15 protein-coding genes are annotated in these 17,726 nt (G+C 47.4%); 12 read left to right on the forward strand and 3 right to left on the reverse strand.

Features of this window, described 5'->3' with window-relative positions:
• Positions 1-106: 106 nt before the first annotated feature.
• The 4 genes from purM to purD all read left to right on the forward strand — a co-directional run bounded on the left by purM (position 107) and on the right by purD (position 4,749).
• A complete protein-coding gene (gene purM / locus ACFVAD_RS21205; RefSeq protein WP_386644898.1) occupies positions 107-1,147 on the forward strand; it encodes a phosphoribosylformylglycinamidine cyclo-ligase in 1,041 nt (346 codons plus the stop codon).
• The gene (purN, locus tag ACFVAD_RS21210) at positions 1,144-1,722 is read left to right on the forward strand and encodes a phosphoribosylglycinamide formyltransferase (RefSeq protein ID WP_386644901.1); all 579 of its coding nucleotides are present in this window, start codon (positions 1,144-1,146) and stop codon (positions 1,720-1,722) included. The genes purM and purN overlap by 4 nt, the downstream gene beginning before the upstream one ends.
• 188 nt (positions 1,723-1,910) lie before the next feature.
• Entirely contained in the window at positions 1,911-3,440 is a 1,530-nt protein-coding gene (purH, locus tag ACFVAD_RS21215; RefSeq protein ID WP_386644904.1) for a bifunctional phosphoribosylaminoimidazolecarboxamide formyltransferase/IMP cyclohydrolase, read from the forward strand.
• 34 nt (positions 3,441-3,474) lie between these two features.
• Positions 3,475-4,749, forward strand: coding sequence for a phosphoribosylamine--glycine ligase (gene purD, locus ACFVAD_RS21220; RefSeq protein WP_386644907.1), 1,275 nt, complete (start codon positions 3,475-3,477; stop codon positions 4,747-4,749).
• Here purD and ACFVAD_RS21225 read toward each other — a convergent pair.
• Positions 4,721-4,831: an EYxxD motif small membrane protein gene (locus tag ACFVAD_RS21225; protein ID WP_386644910.1), complete on the reverse strand. Its 111-nt coding sequence runs from the start codon at positions 4,829-4,831 to the stop codon at positions 4,721-4,723. The two genes, purD and ACFVAD_RS21225, sit on opposite strands and share 29 nt — an antisense overlap.
• Before the next feature lie 135 nt (positions 4,832-4,966).
• Positions 4,967-5,368, reverse strand: coding sequence for a YgaP family membrane protein (locus ACFVAD_RS21230; RefSeq protein ID WP_386644913.1), 402 nt, complete (start codon positions 5,366-5,368; stop codon positions 4,967-4,969).
• Between the two features lie 179 nt (positions 5,369-5,547).
• Between ACFVAD_RS21230 and ACFVAD_RS21235 the strand changes: the two genes are divergently transcribed.
• The 3 genes from ACFVAD_RS21235 to ACFVAD_RS21245 are packed head-to-tail and all read left to right on the forward strand — an operon-like array spanning position 5,548 to position 8,719.
• Complete coding sequence (locus tag ACFVAD_RS21235; RefSeq protein ID WP_386644916.1) at positions 5,548-7,293, forward strand: adenine deaminase C-terminal domain-containing protein; 1,746 nt, start codon at positions 5,548-5,550, stop codon at positions 7,291-7,293.
• Positions 7,294-7,338: 45 nt separating this feature from the next.
• Positions 7,339-8,388 carry a DUF3048 domain-containing protein gene (locus tag ACFVAD_RS21240; RefSeq protein WP_386644919.1) on the forward strand — a complete coding sequence of 350 codons (1,050 nt, stop codon included), beginning with the start codon at positions 7,339-7,341 and terminating at the stop codon, positions 8,386-8,388.
• A gap of 16 nt (positions 8,389-8,404) precedes the next feature.
• Positions 8,405-8,719, forward strand: coding sequence for a YerC/YecD family TrpR-related protein (locus ACFVAD_RS21245; protein WP_386644922.1), 315 nt, complete (start codon positions 8,405-8,407; stop codon positions 8,717-8,719).
• 97 nt (positions 8,720-8,816) lie between these two features.
• Here the strand turns inward: ACFVAD_RS21245 and ACFVAD_RS21250 are convergent, their stop codons facing one another.
• Positions 8,817-8,975, reverse strand: coding sequence for a hypothetical protein (locus tag ACFVAD_RS21250; protein ID WP_386644925.1), 159 nt, complete (start codon positions 8,973-8,975; stop codon positions 8,817-8,819).
• A gap of 451 nt (positions 8,976-9,426) precedes the next feature.
• On the opposite strand from ACFVAD_RS21250, the gene pcrB reads away from it, so the two are divergent.
• The 5 genes from pcrB (at position 9,427) to pruA (ending at position 17,650) form a co-directional block, all read left to right on the forward strand.
• The gene (pcrB, locus tag ACFVAD_RS21255; protein ID WP_386644928.1) at positions 9,427-10,119 is read left to right on the forward strand and encodes a heptaprenylglyceryl phosphate synthase; all 693 of its coding nucleotides are present in this window, start codon (positions 9,427-9,429) and stop codon (positions 10,117-10,119) included.
• 68 nt (positions 10,120-10,187) lie between these two features.
• Positions 10,188-12,446 (forward strand): DNA helicase PcrA, encoded by a 2,259-nt coding sequence (gene pcrA / locus ACFVAD_RS21260; protein ID WP_386644931.1) that lies wholly within the window; start codon positions 10,188-10,190, stop codon positions 12,444-12,446.
• A 19-nt stretch (positions 12,447-12,465) separates the two neighbouring features.
• Entirely contained in the window at positions 12,466-14,472 is a 2,007-nt protein-coding gene (ligA, locus tag ACFVAD_RS21265; protein ID WP_386644934.1) for an NAD-dependent DNA ligase LigA, read from the forward strand.
• A gap of 13 nt (positions 14,473-14,485) precedes the next feature.
• A complete protein-coding gene (locus tag ACFVAD_RS21270) occupies positions 14,486-15,673 on the forward strand; it encodes a CamS family sex pheromone protein (RefSeq protein ID WP_386644937.1) in 1,188 nt (395 codons plus the stop codon).
• Positions 15,674-16,102: 429 nt separating this feature from the next.
• A complete protein-coding gene (gene pruA, locus ACFVAD_RS21275; protein WP_386644940.1) occupies positions 16,103-17,650 on the forward strand; it encodes an L-glutamate gamma-semialdehyde dehydrogenase in 1,548 nt (515 codons plus the stop codon).
• The last annotated feature ends 76 nt before the right edge of the window (positions 17,651-17,726 follow it).

Genomic DNA, 17,726 nt, shown 5'->3' on the forward strand with positions numbered 1-17,726 from the left:
TGCCTGATAAAAGTAAGGGAAATCACCGAATATTGCAATGAACAACGGTAAATTGCACAATAACCAACAAAATAAAGATACTTTTTTCCACGGAAGGGAGACACATATGGCAAATGCATACAAGCAAGCAGGTGTAGATATAGAAGCAGGCTACGAAGCGGTGTCACGCATGAAAAAGCATGTGGCAAGAACGATGAGACCAGAATGTTTGGGAGGTCTCGGAGGATTTGGCGGCCTTTTTGACCTATCCGCAGTGAACGTGAAGAACCCGGTGCTCGTATCAGGGACAGACGGTGTGGGAACGAAGCTGATGCTTGCCTTTCATCTGGATAAACATGACACAATAGGATTGGATGCAGTTGCGATGTGTGTCAACGATGTAGTGGTCCAAGGCGCGGAGCCTTTATATTTTCTGGACTATATTGCATGCGGGAAGGCAGATCCCGAAAGAATCGAAATGATCGTAAAAGGGATAGCCGATGGCTGCGAGCAGGCAGGCTGTGCACTTGTTGGCGGGGAGACGGCGGAAATGCCTGGCATGTATGATGAGCAGGAATACGACTTGGCCGGCTTTACGGTTGGCGTTGTAGACAAAGAACGTCTCATCACAGGTGAAAATATCAAACCGGGCAATGTGCTGATTGGCCTTTCGTCAAGCGGAATCCACAGCAACGGCTATTCGCTGGTGCGCAAAATTGTCTTTGAAAAAGGCCAGTTGGATTTGAACCAAAAGTATGAAGGACTTAACCGCACGCTTGGAGAAGAGCTTTTAACACCGACAAAAATTTATGTAAAACCGATTCTCGAAGTGCTGAAAAAATATGATATCAACGGCATGGCGCACATTACCGGCGGCGGCTTTATTGAAAATGTCCCGCGCATGCTCCCAGAAGGGCTGCAGGCGGAAATCGATTATGGCACATGGCCGATCCCGCCGATATTCGACCTTCTGCAGGAAGTGGGAGAATTGAACCGCACGGAGATGTTCAATATTTTCAATATGGGAATCGGCATGGTGCTTGCGGTGAATGAAGAGATTTTACCGGAAGTGGTCCAGATCTTAGAGGCTAATGGAGAAAAAGCCTACCTCATCGGCCGTGTAAAAGAAGGAGAGGGCATTACCTTTGGCGGGGGAGAAATCCGATGAAACGAATCGCCATTTTTGCATCAGGGAGCGGCTCCAATTTCCAGGCGATCGTGGATGCATGCCAGGAAGGTCTGCTTGATGCAGAGCCGGCTCTATTAATCTGCGATAAGCCTGGGGCGTATGCGATCGAGAGAGCGGAACGTGCAGGCATTCAGGCAGTGTCGTTTGTTCCAAAAGAGTATCCGAACAAGGCAGCATATGAAAATGCAGTTTTAGAGCAGCTTCTGGCGAACAGTATAGATTTCATCGTCCTTGCCGGCTATATGAGGCTGATCGGACCAACCCTGCTTTCAGCATTTAAGGGCCGTATTGTGAACATTCACCCTTCGCTTCTTCCGGCTTTTCCAGGACTGGATGCAATCGGGCAGGCGTTTGAATACGGGGTGAAGATTACTGGAATCACCATTCATTTTGTGGATGAAGGCATGGACACAGGACCAATCATTGCCCAGGTTCCGATTGAGGTGGCTGATGATGAGACAAGAGAAACCTTACAAAAGAAGATACAGACAATAGAGCATATTTTTTATCCTAAGACATTACACCAACTTTTATCAAATAAGCTCTTTTCTTAAAGTTTGTTGCTTTTGTCCGTAAAAAATCGGCTTTTGGATTTTTTTACTGCATTAAATACGTCAAGTTTATTGGGTAACCAATATTCCAAATTGGAAAAGAGCAAGAAGACGAGTAATATTACGGGCTATAATTGTATACGAAAGTGTATGCGAAAACAGCCCTTAAATAAAGGAGAGAAAATCACCCTATGAGAGCAATAGTCAGTGTTTCGAATAAAGCAGGAATCGTACCATTTGTACAGCAACTTGTTGAATTAGGTGTGGAGGTTATCTCTACAGGCGGAACAAAATCAATTCTGGAGGAAAATGGGGTCCAGGTAACGGGGATTTCCGCAGTTACAGGCTTTCCGGAAATTCTGGATGGTCGTGTCAAAACGCTTCACCCGATGATACATGGGGGACTTTTGGCGAGAAGAGAGGACGCAAGCCACCAGCAGCAGCTTTCCGAACATGGCATCACTCCGATTGATCTTGTTGTGGTTAACCTCTATCCATTCAAGGAGACGATCTCCAAAGAGGGCACAACCTTTGAGGATGCGATTGAAAACATCGATATCGGCGGCCCTACAATGCTGAGAGCTTCGGCAAAAAACCATCAGGATGTAACGGTGATGGTAGACCCGGCCGATTATGAAGGAGTCCTGAACGAAATCAGGGAATCCGGCAAAACGACAGCAGAAACACGCCGTCGTCTAGCGGCAAAGGTTTTCCGCCATACAGCAGCTTATGACGCCATGATTGCCGGCTATCTGACGGAAGCGGTGGAAGAAGCACACCCTGAATCCCTGACCGTTACGTTTGAAAAGAAACAGGACTTGCGCTACGGAGAGAACCCGCATCAGAAAGCGGCATTCTATGAAGCGCCACTGGCTTCCAAATTCTCAATTGCTGCTGCAACCCAGCTGCATGGGAAGGAATTATCCTACAACAACATCAATGACGCGGACACTGCGATTCAAATCGTGAAAGAATTCACCGAACCGGCAGTTGTTGCAGTCAAGCACATGAACCCTTGTGGAGTGGGTGTCGGGGCAACTGCGCTTGAAGCCTATCAACGTGCATACGAAGCGGATCCGGTTTCCATCTTCGGTGGCATTGTCGCATTCAATACGGAAGTGGACAAAGAGACGGCAGAGCTTTTACATGAGTTGTTCCTTGAAATCATTGTGGCTCCATCCTTCGCAGACGATGCATTGGCGGTGCTGAAACAGAAGAAGAACCTTCGACTGATGACACTCGAGATGGGCGAGATTGGTGGCACTGCGACTCGTTACGCATCCATCCGCGGCGGATTGCTTGTGCAGGAAGAGGACTATGCGGGTCTTGATGAAGCGAATATTACCGTACCGACAAAGCGCGAGCCGACAGAAAAGGAATGGGAGGACCTCAAGCTTGCCTGGAAAGTGGTGAAGCATGTGAAGTCCAATGCCATTGTCCTTGCAAAAGGGAACCAGACGGTAGGTGTCGGCGCAGGACAGATGAACCGTGTCGGCGCAGCAAAGATCGCCATGGAACAGGCCGGAGAAAAAGCGGTTGGGTCAGCACTGGGATCTGACGCATTCTTCCCGATGGATGACACCGTCGAAGCCGCAGCAAAAGCAGGCATAACAGCCATTATCCAACCAGGAGGCTCCATCCGTGACGAGGACAGCATCAAAAAAGCCGACGAATACGGAATCGCGATGGTGTTTACAGGAGTACGTCATTTTAAGCATTGATCCTAGATTACTTTTTACGACTGGAGGAGTTTCAATGAGAGTATTGGTAGTTGGAAAAGGTGGAAGAGAGCACGCAATTGTCTGGAAGCTTTCACAAAGCCCATCCGTAACAGAAATATTTATCGCACCAGGTAATGTTGGAATGGAAGGCCTTGGCACAAATGTACCAATCGATGAAACGGATACGTCCGCCCTGATCTCTTTTGCAAAGGAAAAAGCGGTCGATCTCACAGTCGTCGGCCCGGAAGTTCCCTTATTGAATGGGATTGTCGATGCGTTTCAGGAAGCGGGGCTGCAAATTTTCGGACCAAGCAAAGCCGCGGCTCTGATCGAAGGGAGCAAAAGCTTTGCTAAAGACCTGATGAAAAAGTACGGCATTCCGACAGCAGGCTATGAGGCATTTGATTCGTATGAGGATGCAAGAGTTTATATAGAAAGCAAGGGAGCACCGATCGTGCTGAAGGCGGACGGATTGGCGGCAGGTAAAGGGGTCGTCGTTGCCATGACGGATGAGGAAGCACTTGAAGCGATCCGTGAAATGATGGCCGATTCGAAATTCGGGGAAGCTTCAAGCAAAGTGGTGGTCGAGGAATTCCTTGCAGGCGAAGAGTTTTCGTTCATGGCTTTTGTGAATGGCAAAAAGGTATATCCGATGGTCATTGCGCAGGACCATAAGCGCGCGTTTGATGGGGACCAGGGACCGAATACCGGTGGAATGGGTGCCTATTCACCAGTCCCCCATATCCCGAAAGAGATCGTGGACGAGGCGTTGGAAACGATTCTGATTCCTGCAGCTGAAGCAATGGTCAGTGAAGGGACACCATTTGTGGGGATATTGTATGCAGGCTTGATCCTGACAAAGAAAGGCCCGAAAGTGATCGAATTCAATGCGCGATTCGGCGATCCGGAAACACAAGTGGTATTGCCGCGGCTGGAGTCCGATTTGGGCGAAGTGTTCATGAAGGTCCTCAAGCAGGAGGATTTGGAGCTGGTTTGGTCCGATGAAGCTGTTGTCGGTGTCGTGTCAGCTTCCAAAGGATACCCGGAAGCCTATGAGAATGGTGGGCTGATCGAAGGGCTTGATGAGGTAAACGGGGCGATGGTCTTTCACGCGGGCACAGCAAGGGGTGCGGCAGGGACCCTTGTTACAAAAGGCGGTAGGGTACTGCTTGTGGCAGCAAAGGATCCATCGTTGGTGTCCGCTCAGCAAAAAGTATACGCAGAGCTCAGCAAGGTGAAGAGCGACAACCTCTTCTACCGAAAGGATATTGCCTACAAAGCTATTGCGGCCGGCGTTTCTTCCGTTTGACAAACACAAACAGAATCGCAACAATGCCACCGATTACCGAAGCCAACACAAACGACATATCAGTCAAGTACTCCAAGAACATACGGACCAGCCTCCTTTAATGGGGAAATGGAATGAAAAAGCATAAACTATGTTAGGTTCGACAAGAAGAATGAAATTCCTTTGGGGGTCTGGCCCCCAAAGGAAATTTTTTTCTCTTTTTTACCCTAAGGATGTCTTATGATGGATTATAGGAGCTTGCACCAGTGCCATCGCCATCGCCGTCGCCTTCTAGCTGTTGGCGAAGGTCGTCAAAGTCCAGGTCGAATTCACTTGCTGTTTTTTTGAAGTCTTTGTTGGTGCTGCTTTCTTGCTTGTGGTCGGTTCCGGATTCGTCTCCACCTCCGAAGTCAAAGTCATCATCCTTGTGGCCGCGATTCCCTTGATAGCGCTCAAACAGGTCCGTTATTGGGCAATACTTCAAAATGCCTTCCCCGATTTTCATGGCTGCTAGCAGGGCAACAAGTATGTAGGAATCACGATGTGGCTTTCTCACCATTTTGCTGATAATCCATGCAAGAATGGTAAATCCTGCTGTCAGACGGATCAACGCGTTGATTATTCCGATATTCGGTTTCATAAAAATCTCCTCCTGTTTTTTGTCAGCATGAACTTCTACTTAAAAGATTTCGAAAAATTTCCAAAATCGTTAATGCGGTAAAGACTGTGATATGGTACCATGGTAAAAAGAGGTTATATCACGATAATAAATGGTCAGTAAAAGACCATTTTACTAATGAACCAAAGTAGGTGATAATTGTGCACGAACAGAAATATAGATGGAAAAGTAAAAAGCTGAGAGAACATGTAGCAGTAGTGGACGGAAAGAAGGCGCCTAGCATCATTCTGACCAATGCCACCTACCTGAATGTTCACCTTAAGGCCTGGTTGCAGGCGACTATTTGGATTTACGAGGATCGCATCATCTATGTCGGGGACAATATGCCCGAAAACACAGAGCAGACAGAAGTGGTGGACTGCACCAATCAGTACCTTGTGCCAGGCTATATTGAGCCGCATGTGCATCCATTTCAATTATATAATCCCCTTTCATTTGCCCAATATGCATCCAAATCAGGCACAACCACTTTTGTGAATGATAATTTGATGCTTATTTTACAATTGACAAAAAAGAAAGCGTTTTCTTTTATTGAAGAGATGAACAAAACCGCTGCCACGATGTATTGGTGGTGCCGCTTTGACGCACAGACGGAAATCCAGCAAGAGGACGCCATTTTTTCAACACCTGCGATGAAGGAATGGCTCAATCACCCTTCTGTTCTGCAAGGGGGAGAGCTGACGGCCTGGCCGAAGCTGATGGCTGGGGACGATTTGCTTCTTCACTGGGTCCAGGAGGCGAAGGTAAGGAACAAGCCTGTGGAGGGTCATTTTCCTGGAGCTTCAGAAAAGACGCTGACAAAAATGAAGCTGCTTGGCATCGACAGCGACCATGAGGCAATGACTGGCGCCGATGTGGAAAAGCGCATCAAGCAAGGCTATACTGCAGCGCTGCGCTACTCGTCCATACGACCGGACCTTCCTGTCATGCTGGAGGAGCTGGAGAAATCGGGCATCCATTATTATGACCAGACTTTCTTCACAACGGACGGCTCCACGCCAAGATTTTATGAAAACGGTGTCATTGATCGTACGCTTGCGATTGCGCTCGATAAAGGGGTTCCTGAAATAGAGGCGTACCGAATGGCGTCTTTTAACGTGGCAAAGCATTTTCAGATGGAGGATCTCCATGGAAGCATTGCTCCTGGCCGTATTGCCAACATCAACTTCCTGGCGGATATGGGAAATCCGGTTCCTGCCTCCGTTCTTTCCAAAGGTCAGTGGATCAAAAAAGACAGAGAGCCTATACAAGATGCATTCCCTGCAATGAACTGGGAGAAAGCAGGCTTGGAGCCATTGAAGCTTGATTGGGACCTGACAATTGATGACCTGCAGTTTTCGATGGCGCTTGGAATGGAAATGATGAATGAAGTGATCATCAAGCCTTACTCCATTACATGTGATGTTTCGGGCGACACCTTATCGGAGAAGCATGACCAGTCATTCCTGATGCTGATCGACCGTGCGGGCAACTGGCGCGTTAACACCATCATCAAAGGCTTCGGCTCACATGTTCAGGGATTTGCAAGCTCCTACTCGAATACGGGTGACATTGTCCTGATCGGCAAAAGAAAAGATGATATGATGAAGGCCTTCCAGCATATGAAGGCGATCGGCGGAGGCATGGTGCTTGTGGAGGATGAGCAGGTGGTGTGCGATATTCCATTACCGATCGGCGGGGGAATGTCCAAGGAGCCACTTGAGGACCTGATAGAGCAGGAGACCGCGCTTCGCAATCATCTATTTGCGAGAGGGTACGGCTTCAACGATCCGATCTACACCTTGCTATTCCTGTCATCCACACATCTTCCTTATATCAGGATAACTCCTAGAGGAATATACGATGTGATGAATAAAACGGTACTCTTTCCGTCAATAATGCGTTAAAATATAAAAGTAACTTGAGCAAAGATAAAGGTTGTGCGTAAGTAGATGTTAAATAGAAAAATAATGCTATTGATTGCCTTGATGACAATCCTTTTAATAGGATGTAATACCAATGGATCAAGTCCTAATGCAGGTGAAAGTCCAGTGGGAGAAAATCCTTCCCAAGAAACAGAAAACGGACAACAACAAGAAGAGGAAGAAGATGAAGTAGAAGAAATCTTCCCACTTACAGGCACACCAGGAGAAACAGCTACAGACAAAAGACCTTTTGCGGTTGTCATAAATAATGATGTGAAAGCAAGACCACAATCGGGGCTGCATAAAGCGGATATTGTCTACGAGGTATTGGCTGAAGGCGATATCACCCGGTTACTCGCAATTTTCCAAAGTCAAGTGCCACCCGATTCCATTGGACCTGTAAGAAGTGCCCGGTCCTATTTTATCGACTTGGCAAAAGGCTATGATCCGATATTCGTGTTCCATGGCTGGAGCCCGGTAGCCCGCGAGAAAATCGAAGCGGGGGAAGTGGACGGAATCAACGGATTGTCCTATGACGGGACGCTCTTCAAGCGGGCAAGCTTCCGGGTAGCCCCTCACAATTCCTATATTACGTATGATAATATAGAAAAAGGTTCGGACAGGCTCGGCTACTCCTTGGAGCAAGCTGTACCTGCGCTATCCTTTCACAAAAAAGAGGATATACCAGCAGGAGATGAAACAGGTTACGTGAAAATATCCTATTCCAAAAGAGCGGCTACCCATGTGGAATACAGCTATGAGGAAAATGAAAACCACTATGTACGCTCAAGTGGCGGGGAGAAAAACATCGACCTCGACACATCAGAAGAGATCGTGGCCCATAATATTTTCATTGTAGAATCTTACCACCAGATTGTGGACGATGCCGGCCGCAGAGAAATAGATATCACTTCCGGAGGACGGGCAATCCTCATTCAGAACGGTGTCCGAAGCGAAGTGGAATGGAAAGAGGATGAAGGACGAATCCTTCCATACCTGAATGGAAGTCCCGTACCGTTCACACCCGGGAAAACGTGGATACAGATCGTTCCAGATTTAACTATCGTGAGCTATTAGAAAAGGAGAATAACATATGCAAATTAATAAATTAAGAGGAAAAGAGCTGGATCAGTTATTTGAAGCGGTCCTCTCGCTGAAAGATCTGGAAGAGTGCTATCGATTTTTTGATGACCTCTGTACGGTAAACGAAATCCAATCCTTAGCTCAGCGACTGGAAGTGGCAAGAATGCTGAAGGAAGGCTTTACGTACCATAAAATCGAAACGGAAACAGGTGCAAGCACAGCGACAATCTCCCGTGTGAAGCGCTGCCTGAACTACGGAAACGATGCGTACGAAATGGCATTGGACCGTGTTCATGCGGAGAAGAAGGAAGAAGTTGGAGAGTAAGTTTCTCTCTACATATAGAAGGCGGCCCCGCGCAATGCGAGGGGTCGCTTTTTTTGCCATGGGGACAGGTACAGTGGTCCTTATCCCCGGTTTTGCCCTATCGATAAAAAGTCTCCTGCTTCGTTTTTACCCGGTCGACGCCTTCTTGCACACTTGCTGGGTCTGTGCTCCGCTTTCTTTTTCCCATATAATCCACCATCGCACCGAACGCTAACAGAATGGCAAATCCAATCACGAACCAAAGCCATACAGGCATTTAGGACACCTCCTTTTGAAAAAGGTTTGAAAAAAGCTGCTGGAAAATGATTAGTTCTTTCTAATTTCACGTTGTTGTAATGGATATACCCATTATTATGTTGTGGATAGCCTTTGTAATGTAATTTTAATACTTTTGGCCGCTTATTTGAGTGTCCTGCTGAAGAGGGGTACGGGGTAATCTGTCCGAAATGGACCATAATCTGTCCTCTTTCCCCATTAATCAAGCGGAAACGTGCAGCAATCTGTCCACTTTCCAGGCTAATCGGTCCAGAATCACACTTAATCTGTCTACTTTCCATATAACGGAAAATACAGCGAGCACAAACAACACCACACTAACCCTAAAATAGGTCGCATCTTCCAGAAAACATTCTGCCTACATCTTTTTCGTATTCGCTCTGATTTTGTTATAATAGACAAATGGAAAATTAGAATGGGGGACGTTTGCAGTGTTACAGGAAATACGTGAATGGCAGCACGTTTTTAAATTAGATCCTAATAAAGAGATAACGGATGAAGATTTGGAGCATGTGTGCGAATCCGGGACGGATGCTATTTTGGTTGGCGGAACGGACGGTGTGACATTGGACAATGTCCTGCACCTGATGAGCAGGGTTCGCAGATATTCGTTGCCGTGTGTGCTTGAGGTGTCCAACATTGAATCGGTCACTCCGGGCTTTGACTTTTATTTCATCCCTACCGTATTGAACAGCCGTAAAACCGATTGGGTCGTGGACCTGCATATCGAGGCGCTCAAGGAATATGGGGATATCATGAGCTGGGAGGAAATTGTCGCAGAGGGCTATTGCATCTTGAATGCGGACTGCAAGGCAGCGCAATTGACCGAGGCTAAAACGGACCTGACAGAAGAGGACGTCATTGCCTATGCGAGGCTCGCCGAGAAAATGTTTAATCTCCCTATCTTTTACTTAGAATATAGTGGGACATATGGTGACGTGGAAATGGTTCAAGCCGCGAAAAAAACGCTGGAAACCACACAATTATTTTATGGCGGCGGGATCACATCAAAAGAGCGTGCAGCGGAAATGGCGCAATTCGCAGATACTGTCGTGGTAGGAAATATCGTATATGACAATCTATCAGAGGCCTTGAAAACAGTAGCGGCCGTTAAAAATAAATAAGAGACATTTCCAATAAAATCTAGTAGAATAAAAATAAGAACATATGTTTGTATAGGCGGTGGGAAAACATGCAATATTTAAGTCAAAGACTGCTCGAAGGGTTGAACCCGATGCAGCAGGAAGCGGTAAAGAAAACGGATGGTCCCCTGTTGATCATGGCAGGAGCGGGCAGTGGGAAGACGAAGGTACTGACACATCGTATCGCATACCTCATGGCGGAAAAGGAAGTGGCCCCGTGGAATATCCTTGCGATCACGTTTACGAACAAAGCGGCCCGCGAGATGAAAGAGCGTGTGCAGGTATTGCTTGGACCGGCTGCGGAGGATATCTGGATTTCTACGTTCCACTCCATGTGTGTGCGTATCCTGAGACGTGACATCGACCGCATCGGGATGAACCGTAATTTTACGATTCTCGATACAACCGACCAGCTTTCCGTGATAAAAAATATCCTGAAGGACCGAAACATCGATCCGAAGAAATTTGAACCGCGTACCATTCTCGGTACCATCAGTTCAGCGAAGAACGAACTGATGACACCTGAGGAATATGCGAAGCAGCCGATGGGCCCATATGAACAGAAGATCGGGGAGGTCTACACAGACTACCAGAAGCGTCTCAAGAAAAACCAGGCGCTCGATTTTGATGATCTCATCATGACGACGATTCATCTGTTCAAGCGCGTACCGGAAGTATTGGAGTACTATCAGCGCAAGTTCCAGTATATCCACGTGGATGAGTACCAGGATACGAACCGTGCCCAATATACTTTGGTAAAGCTGCTTGCGGACCGACTGAAAAACCTATGCGTAGTAGGGGATTCCGATCAGTCCATCTATCGCTGGCGCGGGGCGGATATCGCGAATATCCTTTCTTTTGAAAAAGACTACCCGAATGCCGAGGTTGTATTGTTGGAGCAGAACTACCGCTCCACGAAACGTATCCTTGAAGCGGCAAACCGCGTGATTGAAAATAACATCGGCAGAAAGAAAAAAAATCTCTGGACGGAAAATATGGAAGGCCAGAAGATTCTTTACTACCAGGCCGATTCAGAGAAATCAGAGGCGCAATTTGTGGTAGGGAAGATGAGGGAGATCCTTCAAAAGGACCCGAAACGAAAGCTTTCCGACTTTGCGATCCTGTACCGTACGAACGCCCAGTCCCGTGTGATGGAGGAAATGCTGTTGATGTCCAACATCAACTACTCCATCGTAGGCGGCACAAAATTCTACGACCGAAAAGAGATCAAGGACATTCTTGCCTACTTGCGCCTGATTGCAAACCCTGATGACGATATCAGCCTTGCCCGTATCGTCAATGTCCCGAAACGCGGCATCGGCGCTACGACCATTGATAAAGTGGCACATTACGCTGCACTGCATGACATCTCCCTTTTCCAGGCATTGGCGGAGATCGACCTGATCGGGGTAAGTGGACGTGCAACGGCTGCTTTAAAAGAATTCCATGCATTGATCAACAACTATGTGCAAATGCAGGAATATATCTCCGTAACGGAGCTCGTAGAGGAAATATTGGACAAATCAGGCTACAGAGAAATGCTGAAAGCCGACAAGACGATCGAGTCCCAGAGCCGTCTCGAGAATATCGACGAGTTTCTTTCCGTTACCAAGAACTTCGAGGAAAAATACGATGATAAGAGCCTGCTTGCATTCTTGACGGATCTTGCGCTTGTAGCGGATATCGATAAATTGGATGAAGAGGATGAAGCGCAGCAGGAGTCCGTCATCCTGATGACCCTGCATGCTGCAAAAGGCCTGGAGTTCCCGGTTGTATTCCTGATCGGCCTTGAGGAAGGCGTCTTCCCTCACAGCCGCTCCCTTTTTGAAGAAATGGAGATGGAAGAGGAACGTCGCCTTGCTTATGTAGGGATTACACGTGCGGAACAGGAATTGTTCATCACAAGCGCCCAGATGAGAACATTGTTTGGACGTACCAACATGAATCCTCCTTCCCGTTTCATCAAGGAAATTCCGGAAGAACTTATAGAGAACTATGCAAAACAGGAAACAAGAGCGGCATCAAGGCCGACTCCATTCGGAAACACTCGCTCTCCATTCGGCGGCTCTCCATCCGCCCCGGCACAGCGACGTGCGACGTCCTCTGCTGTCAACCGTGGCCTCCAAGCAACAGGCGGCGAAAGCCTCGATTGGGGTGTTGGAGACAAGGCGGAGCACAAAAAGTGGGGAATCGGTACTGTTGTAAGTGTAAAAGGAGAAGGCGACAACAAGGAGCTTGATATCGCATTCCCAAGTCCGACCGGTGTCAAAAGGCTGTTAGCGAAATTCGCACCAGTTACGAAAGTTTAGAAAAGAAAGGGCGACAAGCATGGAAAGAGATAAAGCAGAAAAGCGGGTTCTGGAGCTTCATGATATTTTGAATAGATACAACTATGAGTATCATGTACTGGACAAGCCATCGGTTTCTGACGCCGAATATGATTCCCTTTTGCATGAGCTTCTTACACTGGAAAAGGATTTTCCTGAGCTGCAGACTCAGGATTCCCCATCACAGCGTGTGGGCGGGAACATTTTGGAAATGTTCAACAAGGTCGAGCATCGCACACCGATGCTCAGCCTTGGAAACGCCTTTAACGAGGACGACCTGCGCGATTTCGATCGCCGTGTCAGACAGGGAGTCGGCGATGAGGTCACTTATGTCTGTGAGTTGAAAATAGATGGGTTGGCCGTGTCCCTCCGCTATGAGGATGGGGTGTTTGTCCAAGGTGCGACCCGTGGGGATGGTACTACAGGGGAAGACATCACGATGAACCTGAAGACGATCCGTTCCATTCCTTTGCGCCTGAAGGATCCCGTATCCATCGAAGTACGCGGGGAAGCTTTTATGCCCAAAAGATCGTTTGAAAAGCTGAACGAGGCAAAGCTTGAACGCGAAGAGGAGCCTTTTGCAAACCCTCGCAACGCAGCAGCCGGTTCCCTGCGCCAATTGGATCCGAAAATTGCTGCACAGCGCAACCTTGATGTGTATGTATACAGCTTGGCTGATGCCGGGGAGACAGGCATCGAATCTCATAGCGAAGCCTTGAATTACTTGGAGAAGGTCGGATTCAAAACGAACAAAGAGCGAAAAAAATGCGCATCCATAGAAGAAGTGATCGAATATGTCACAGCTTGGCACACAAAACGCCCAGACTTGTCGTATGATATAGATGGAATTGTCATCAAGGTCGATGAAACGGAGCAGCAGGAACAGCTCGGATTCACGGCGAAAAGCCCCCGCTGGGCCATTGCATACAAGTTTCCGGCAGAAGAAGTCGCGACAAAGCTGCTCGATATCGAATTGAATATCGGGAGAACGGGCGTCGTCACGCCGACTGCGATCCTTGAGCCTGTCCGTGTAGCGGGTACGACCGTTGGGCGTGCGTCCTTACATAATGAGGATCTGATCCGCGAAAAGGACATAAAGCTTGGCGATTATGTTATTGTAAAAAAAGCGGGAGATATCATCCCTGAAGTAGTGAACGTCCTTGTGGAAAAACGCACCGGGGAAGAAAAGGACTTTCACATGCCGACGCATTGCCCTGAATGTGAAAGTGAATTGGTCCGCCTTGAAGGGGAAGTGGCACTTCGCTGCATCAACCCGAAATGTCCGGCGCAGATCCGGGAAGGATTGATCCACTTTGTTTCACGAAATGCCATGAATATCGATGGACTCGGCGAAAAGGTGATTGCCCAGCTGTTCCGAGAAAATTTGATTGAAGATGTTGCAGACATATATAAGCTGACAAAAGAACAGCTTCTTGGACTCGAGCGAATGGGTGAAAAATCCGCAGACAATCTGATCTCCGCGATCGAAAAGACGAAGGAAAACTCCCTGGAGCGCCTTCTATTCGGTCTTGGAATCCGTCTGGTTGGAGCCAAGGCGGCGAAAACGTTGGCGCAGGAATTTGATCATATGGATCGAATCGCGTCTCTTACAAAAGAAGAGCTGACTGCGATTCATGAGATTGGCGATAAAATGGCGGATTCCATTGTGGCATATTTCGAGCAGCCGGAAGCAATGGAATTGATGCAGGAACTGAAAAGTGCCGGTGTCAATATGGAATACAAAGGTCCTAAGAAGGTTAGTGCGGAAGATGTTGATTCCTATTTTGCCGGAAAAACCATCGTCCTGACAGGTAAGCTTGAGGAGATGTCCCGTAACGATGCCAAGGCGGCCATTGAGCAGCTCGGCGGTAAGGTGACAGGCAGTGTAAGCAAAAATACACACCTCGTCATTGCAGGGGAAGATGCGGGTTCGAAGCTGGCAAAGGCGAACGAACTGGGCATTGAAGTATGGAACGAGGCGCAAATGCTTGAAGAAATACAATCATAAGAGGTGTTGTAAGGTGAATAGGTTTTTGGCGATTCTCCTTGTTGTTTCTCTCGCAGCAACGGGCTGTGTTCCCGGCTTTGAGAAAGAAGAAGTGATTCAAGATCCAGGCGAACAGGAAACCATGGAAAAGGCGATTGTTCCAAGATACAAAATATCAGACGACTACTACCAGACGATACTTCCCTTCAAAGCGGGACAGACTCGTGGACAGGTAGTGGCACGCCTAAATAGCAGAGTGGACGTCGAGCAGTTTGAAACAGGTCTCATGCGTCTATCTCAAGAGCCGTTCCCTTCCGATAAGTATCTGTATCAGGAAGGGCAGTATATCGATCGCACGACGGTGAGCCAATGGCTGGCCCGTAAACTGACTGATGCTCAACTTGAGGAAAAGAAAGCGGCTGATAAAAATTATAAAACCCCTAATAATGGACTTAACCCTGTATTTGTAAAAGGGAAGACCACAGAAGAAACGAATAAAAAAAGCCCGATCTATCTGGCTCATATCATGGAACAGAACTATCTGGTGCGCAAAGACGACGGCACCGTAGAACTTGGAGGAGTATCCGTGGGCATTGCCCTGAACTCCGTGCATTATTACAACTTGACAGTTGCTGAAGGAGGCTTTCCAAGGGAATATGCAATTGATGACGATGAGCTCGAAAAGGCCGGAAAAGAAATCGCCGAAGAGGTTGTCCGCCGAATGCGTAAAATAGACGGGCTCGGCAATGTACCGATTGTAGTCGGCCTATTCAAGCAAAGCCCTGCAACATCCATTGTTCCCGGCCACTTCATTGCAAAAGCGAACATCCCTTCAGGAGAAGGATCTGTAAGCAATTGGGAAGAATTGAATGAGGAATATCACCTCTTCCCATCAAAGGATGCAACAGAAAAGTACCGTGACGATGCAGTCCGGTTTGATAACTTCAAGCTCGATATCGATGATTATTTTCCAAATCATACAGGTGTCATTGCAAAAGGGTACTACCGTGATCAGGAACTGCAGCAGCTGAATATTGAAATCAACATGGATTTCTACGGGAAATCAGAGTTGATTGGGTTTACCCAATATGTAACAGGACTTGTCATGGAGCACTTCCCGAACTATATTAATCTACAAGTTTCCATCACTTCCATCAATGGCGAGGAAGCCCTCATCGTCAGAGATGCGGGTGCAGATGAGCCGTTTGTTCATATTTATTAAAAGAGAAAACCCGCTATGAATGGCGGGTTTTTATTGTGTCTTCTGGTAAAGTAACAACAATTCAATGCTTTTTACAAACTACTATTCTTTTCTAAATGGCTGTGTTAGGAGGATAGTGTTGATCTTCAAGTTCTCCAGCTGTTGATTGGAGCAATAGGCGAAGACTCCTGCGGGAGGTAGCGGTTAGTGGAGACCCCACAGGCGAAGCCGAGGAGGCTCCGCAAGCGCCCCGCGGAAAGCGAAGCCTAGTGCGGAAATCAACAGCGGTGTTTAACGGAGTTTACTAAATATAAGCCTTCACTAGCCGAGTAAAGTAAGAGAAAATCGCCCCCTCAGATTTTCCATTAAACAATATTTGAAAGACCCGTAAGTATAGGGTAGAATGAGAAATGTGTGCAAGCGCTTTAGAATGCAAAGGAGGCGAATGTAATGGTATTACCTTACAAACATGAACCATTTACAGATTTCACTAATGAGGAGAACAAGCAGGCCTATCTAGAAGGCTTAAAGCTAGTAAACTCCTACTTAGGACAAGATTATGACCTGGTAATTGGAGGAGAGCGTGTTACGACGGAAGATAAAATCGTATCCGTGAACCCTGCTAATAAAGAGGAAGTTATTGGTCGTGTGTCAAAAGCTGATCGTGAGTTGGCGGAAAAGGCAATGCAGGCTGCCGATGAAACGTTCAACACTTGGCGCAAAGTGAAGCCGGAAGTAAGAGCGGACATCCTGTTCCGTGCGGCTGCAATCATTCGCCGTCGCAAGCATGAATTCTCTGCATTATTAACAAAAGAAGCGGGTAAACCTTGGAATGAGGCGGATGCGGACACAGCGGAAGCAATCGATTTCCTTGAGTACTATGCTCGTCAAATGTTGAAATTAAAAGACGGTATGCCTGTGGAAAGCCGCGTAGGCGAATATAACCGTTATAACTATATTCCACTAGGTGTAGGTGTCATCATCTCCCCTTGGAACTTCCCATTTGCAATCATGGCTGGTACAGCAGTAGCAGCGATTGTAGCGGGTAACACTGTATTATTGAAACCTGCATCTACGACTCCGATCGTAGCGGCTAAATTTGTGGAAGTGATGGAAGAGGCAGGTTTACCTGCAGGCGTTCTTAACTTCGTACCAGGTAGCGGTGCGGAAGTGGGAGACTATCTTGTTGACCACCCTCGTACACGTTTCATTTCCTTCACAGGATCTCGTGACGTAGGTCTACGCATCTATGAGCGTGCTTCAAAAGTAAACCCTGGCCAAATCTGGTTGAAGCGAGTTATCGCTGAAATGGGTGGAAAAGATACGATTGTGGTAGACAGCGAAGGCGATCTTGAATTGGCTGCTCAAGCCATCGTAAAATCTGCATTCGGATTCTCCGGTCAAAAATGTTCTGCGTGCTCCCGTGCGGTAATCGTGGAAGATGTATATGACCAAGTGTTGAACCGTGCAGTAGAATTAACAAAAGAATTAACAGTGGGAGATCCTACTGACAACTCCAACTACATGGGGCCGGTCATCGATCAGGCTGCATTCGATAAAGTCATGAAATATGTTGGCATCGGTAAAGAGGAAGGACGCATTCTTGCAGGTGGAGAAGGAGACAGCTCCAAAGGATTCTTCGTACAGCCGACAATCGTTGCAGACGTAGATCCACAAGGCCGCTTAATGCAAGAGGAGATCTTCGGACCAGTTGTAGCATTCTCCAAAGCAAAGGATTTCGATCATGCACTTGAGATTGCCAACAACACAGAATACGGTTTGACTGGTGCGGTTATCACAAACAACCGTGAAAAAATCGAAAAAGCTCGTGAAGACTTCCACGTTGGGAACCTATACTTCAACCGTGGATGCACAGGCGCAATCGTTGGGTACCAGCCATTCGGCGGATTCAACATGTCAGGAACAGACTCCAAAGCGGGCGGACCTGATTACCTGTTGCTTCACCTTCAAGCAAAAACAACATCTGAAACTTTATAATGCATGTGGAAGCCCAAATCTCATGAGGATTTGGGTTTTTATTTTGAGTGAGATATCACAAAACAGTTGAAAAAAG

It is taken from the genome of Sutcliffiella sp. NPDC057660 (assembly GCF_042800035.1).
Lineage (GTDB): Bacteria > Bacillota > Bacilli > Bacillales > Bacillaceae_I > Sutcliffiella_A.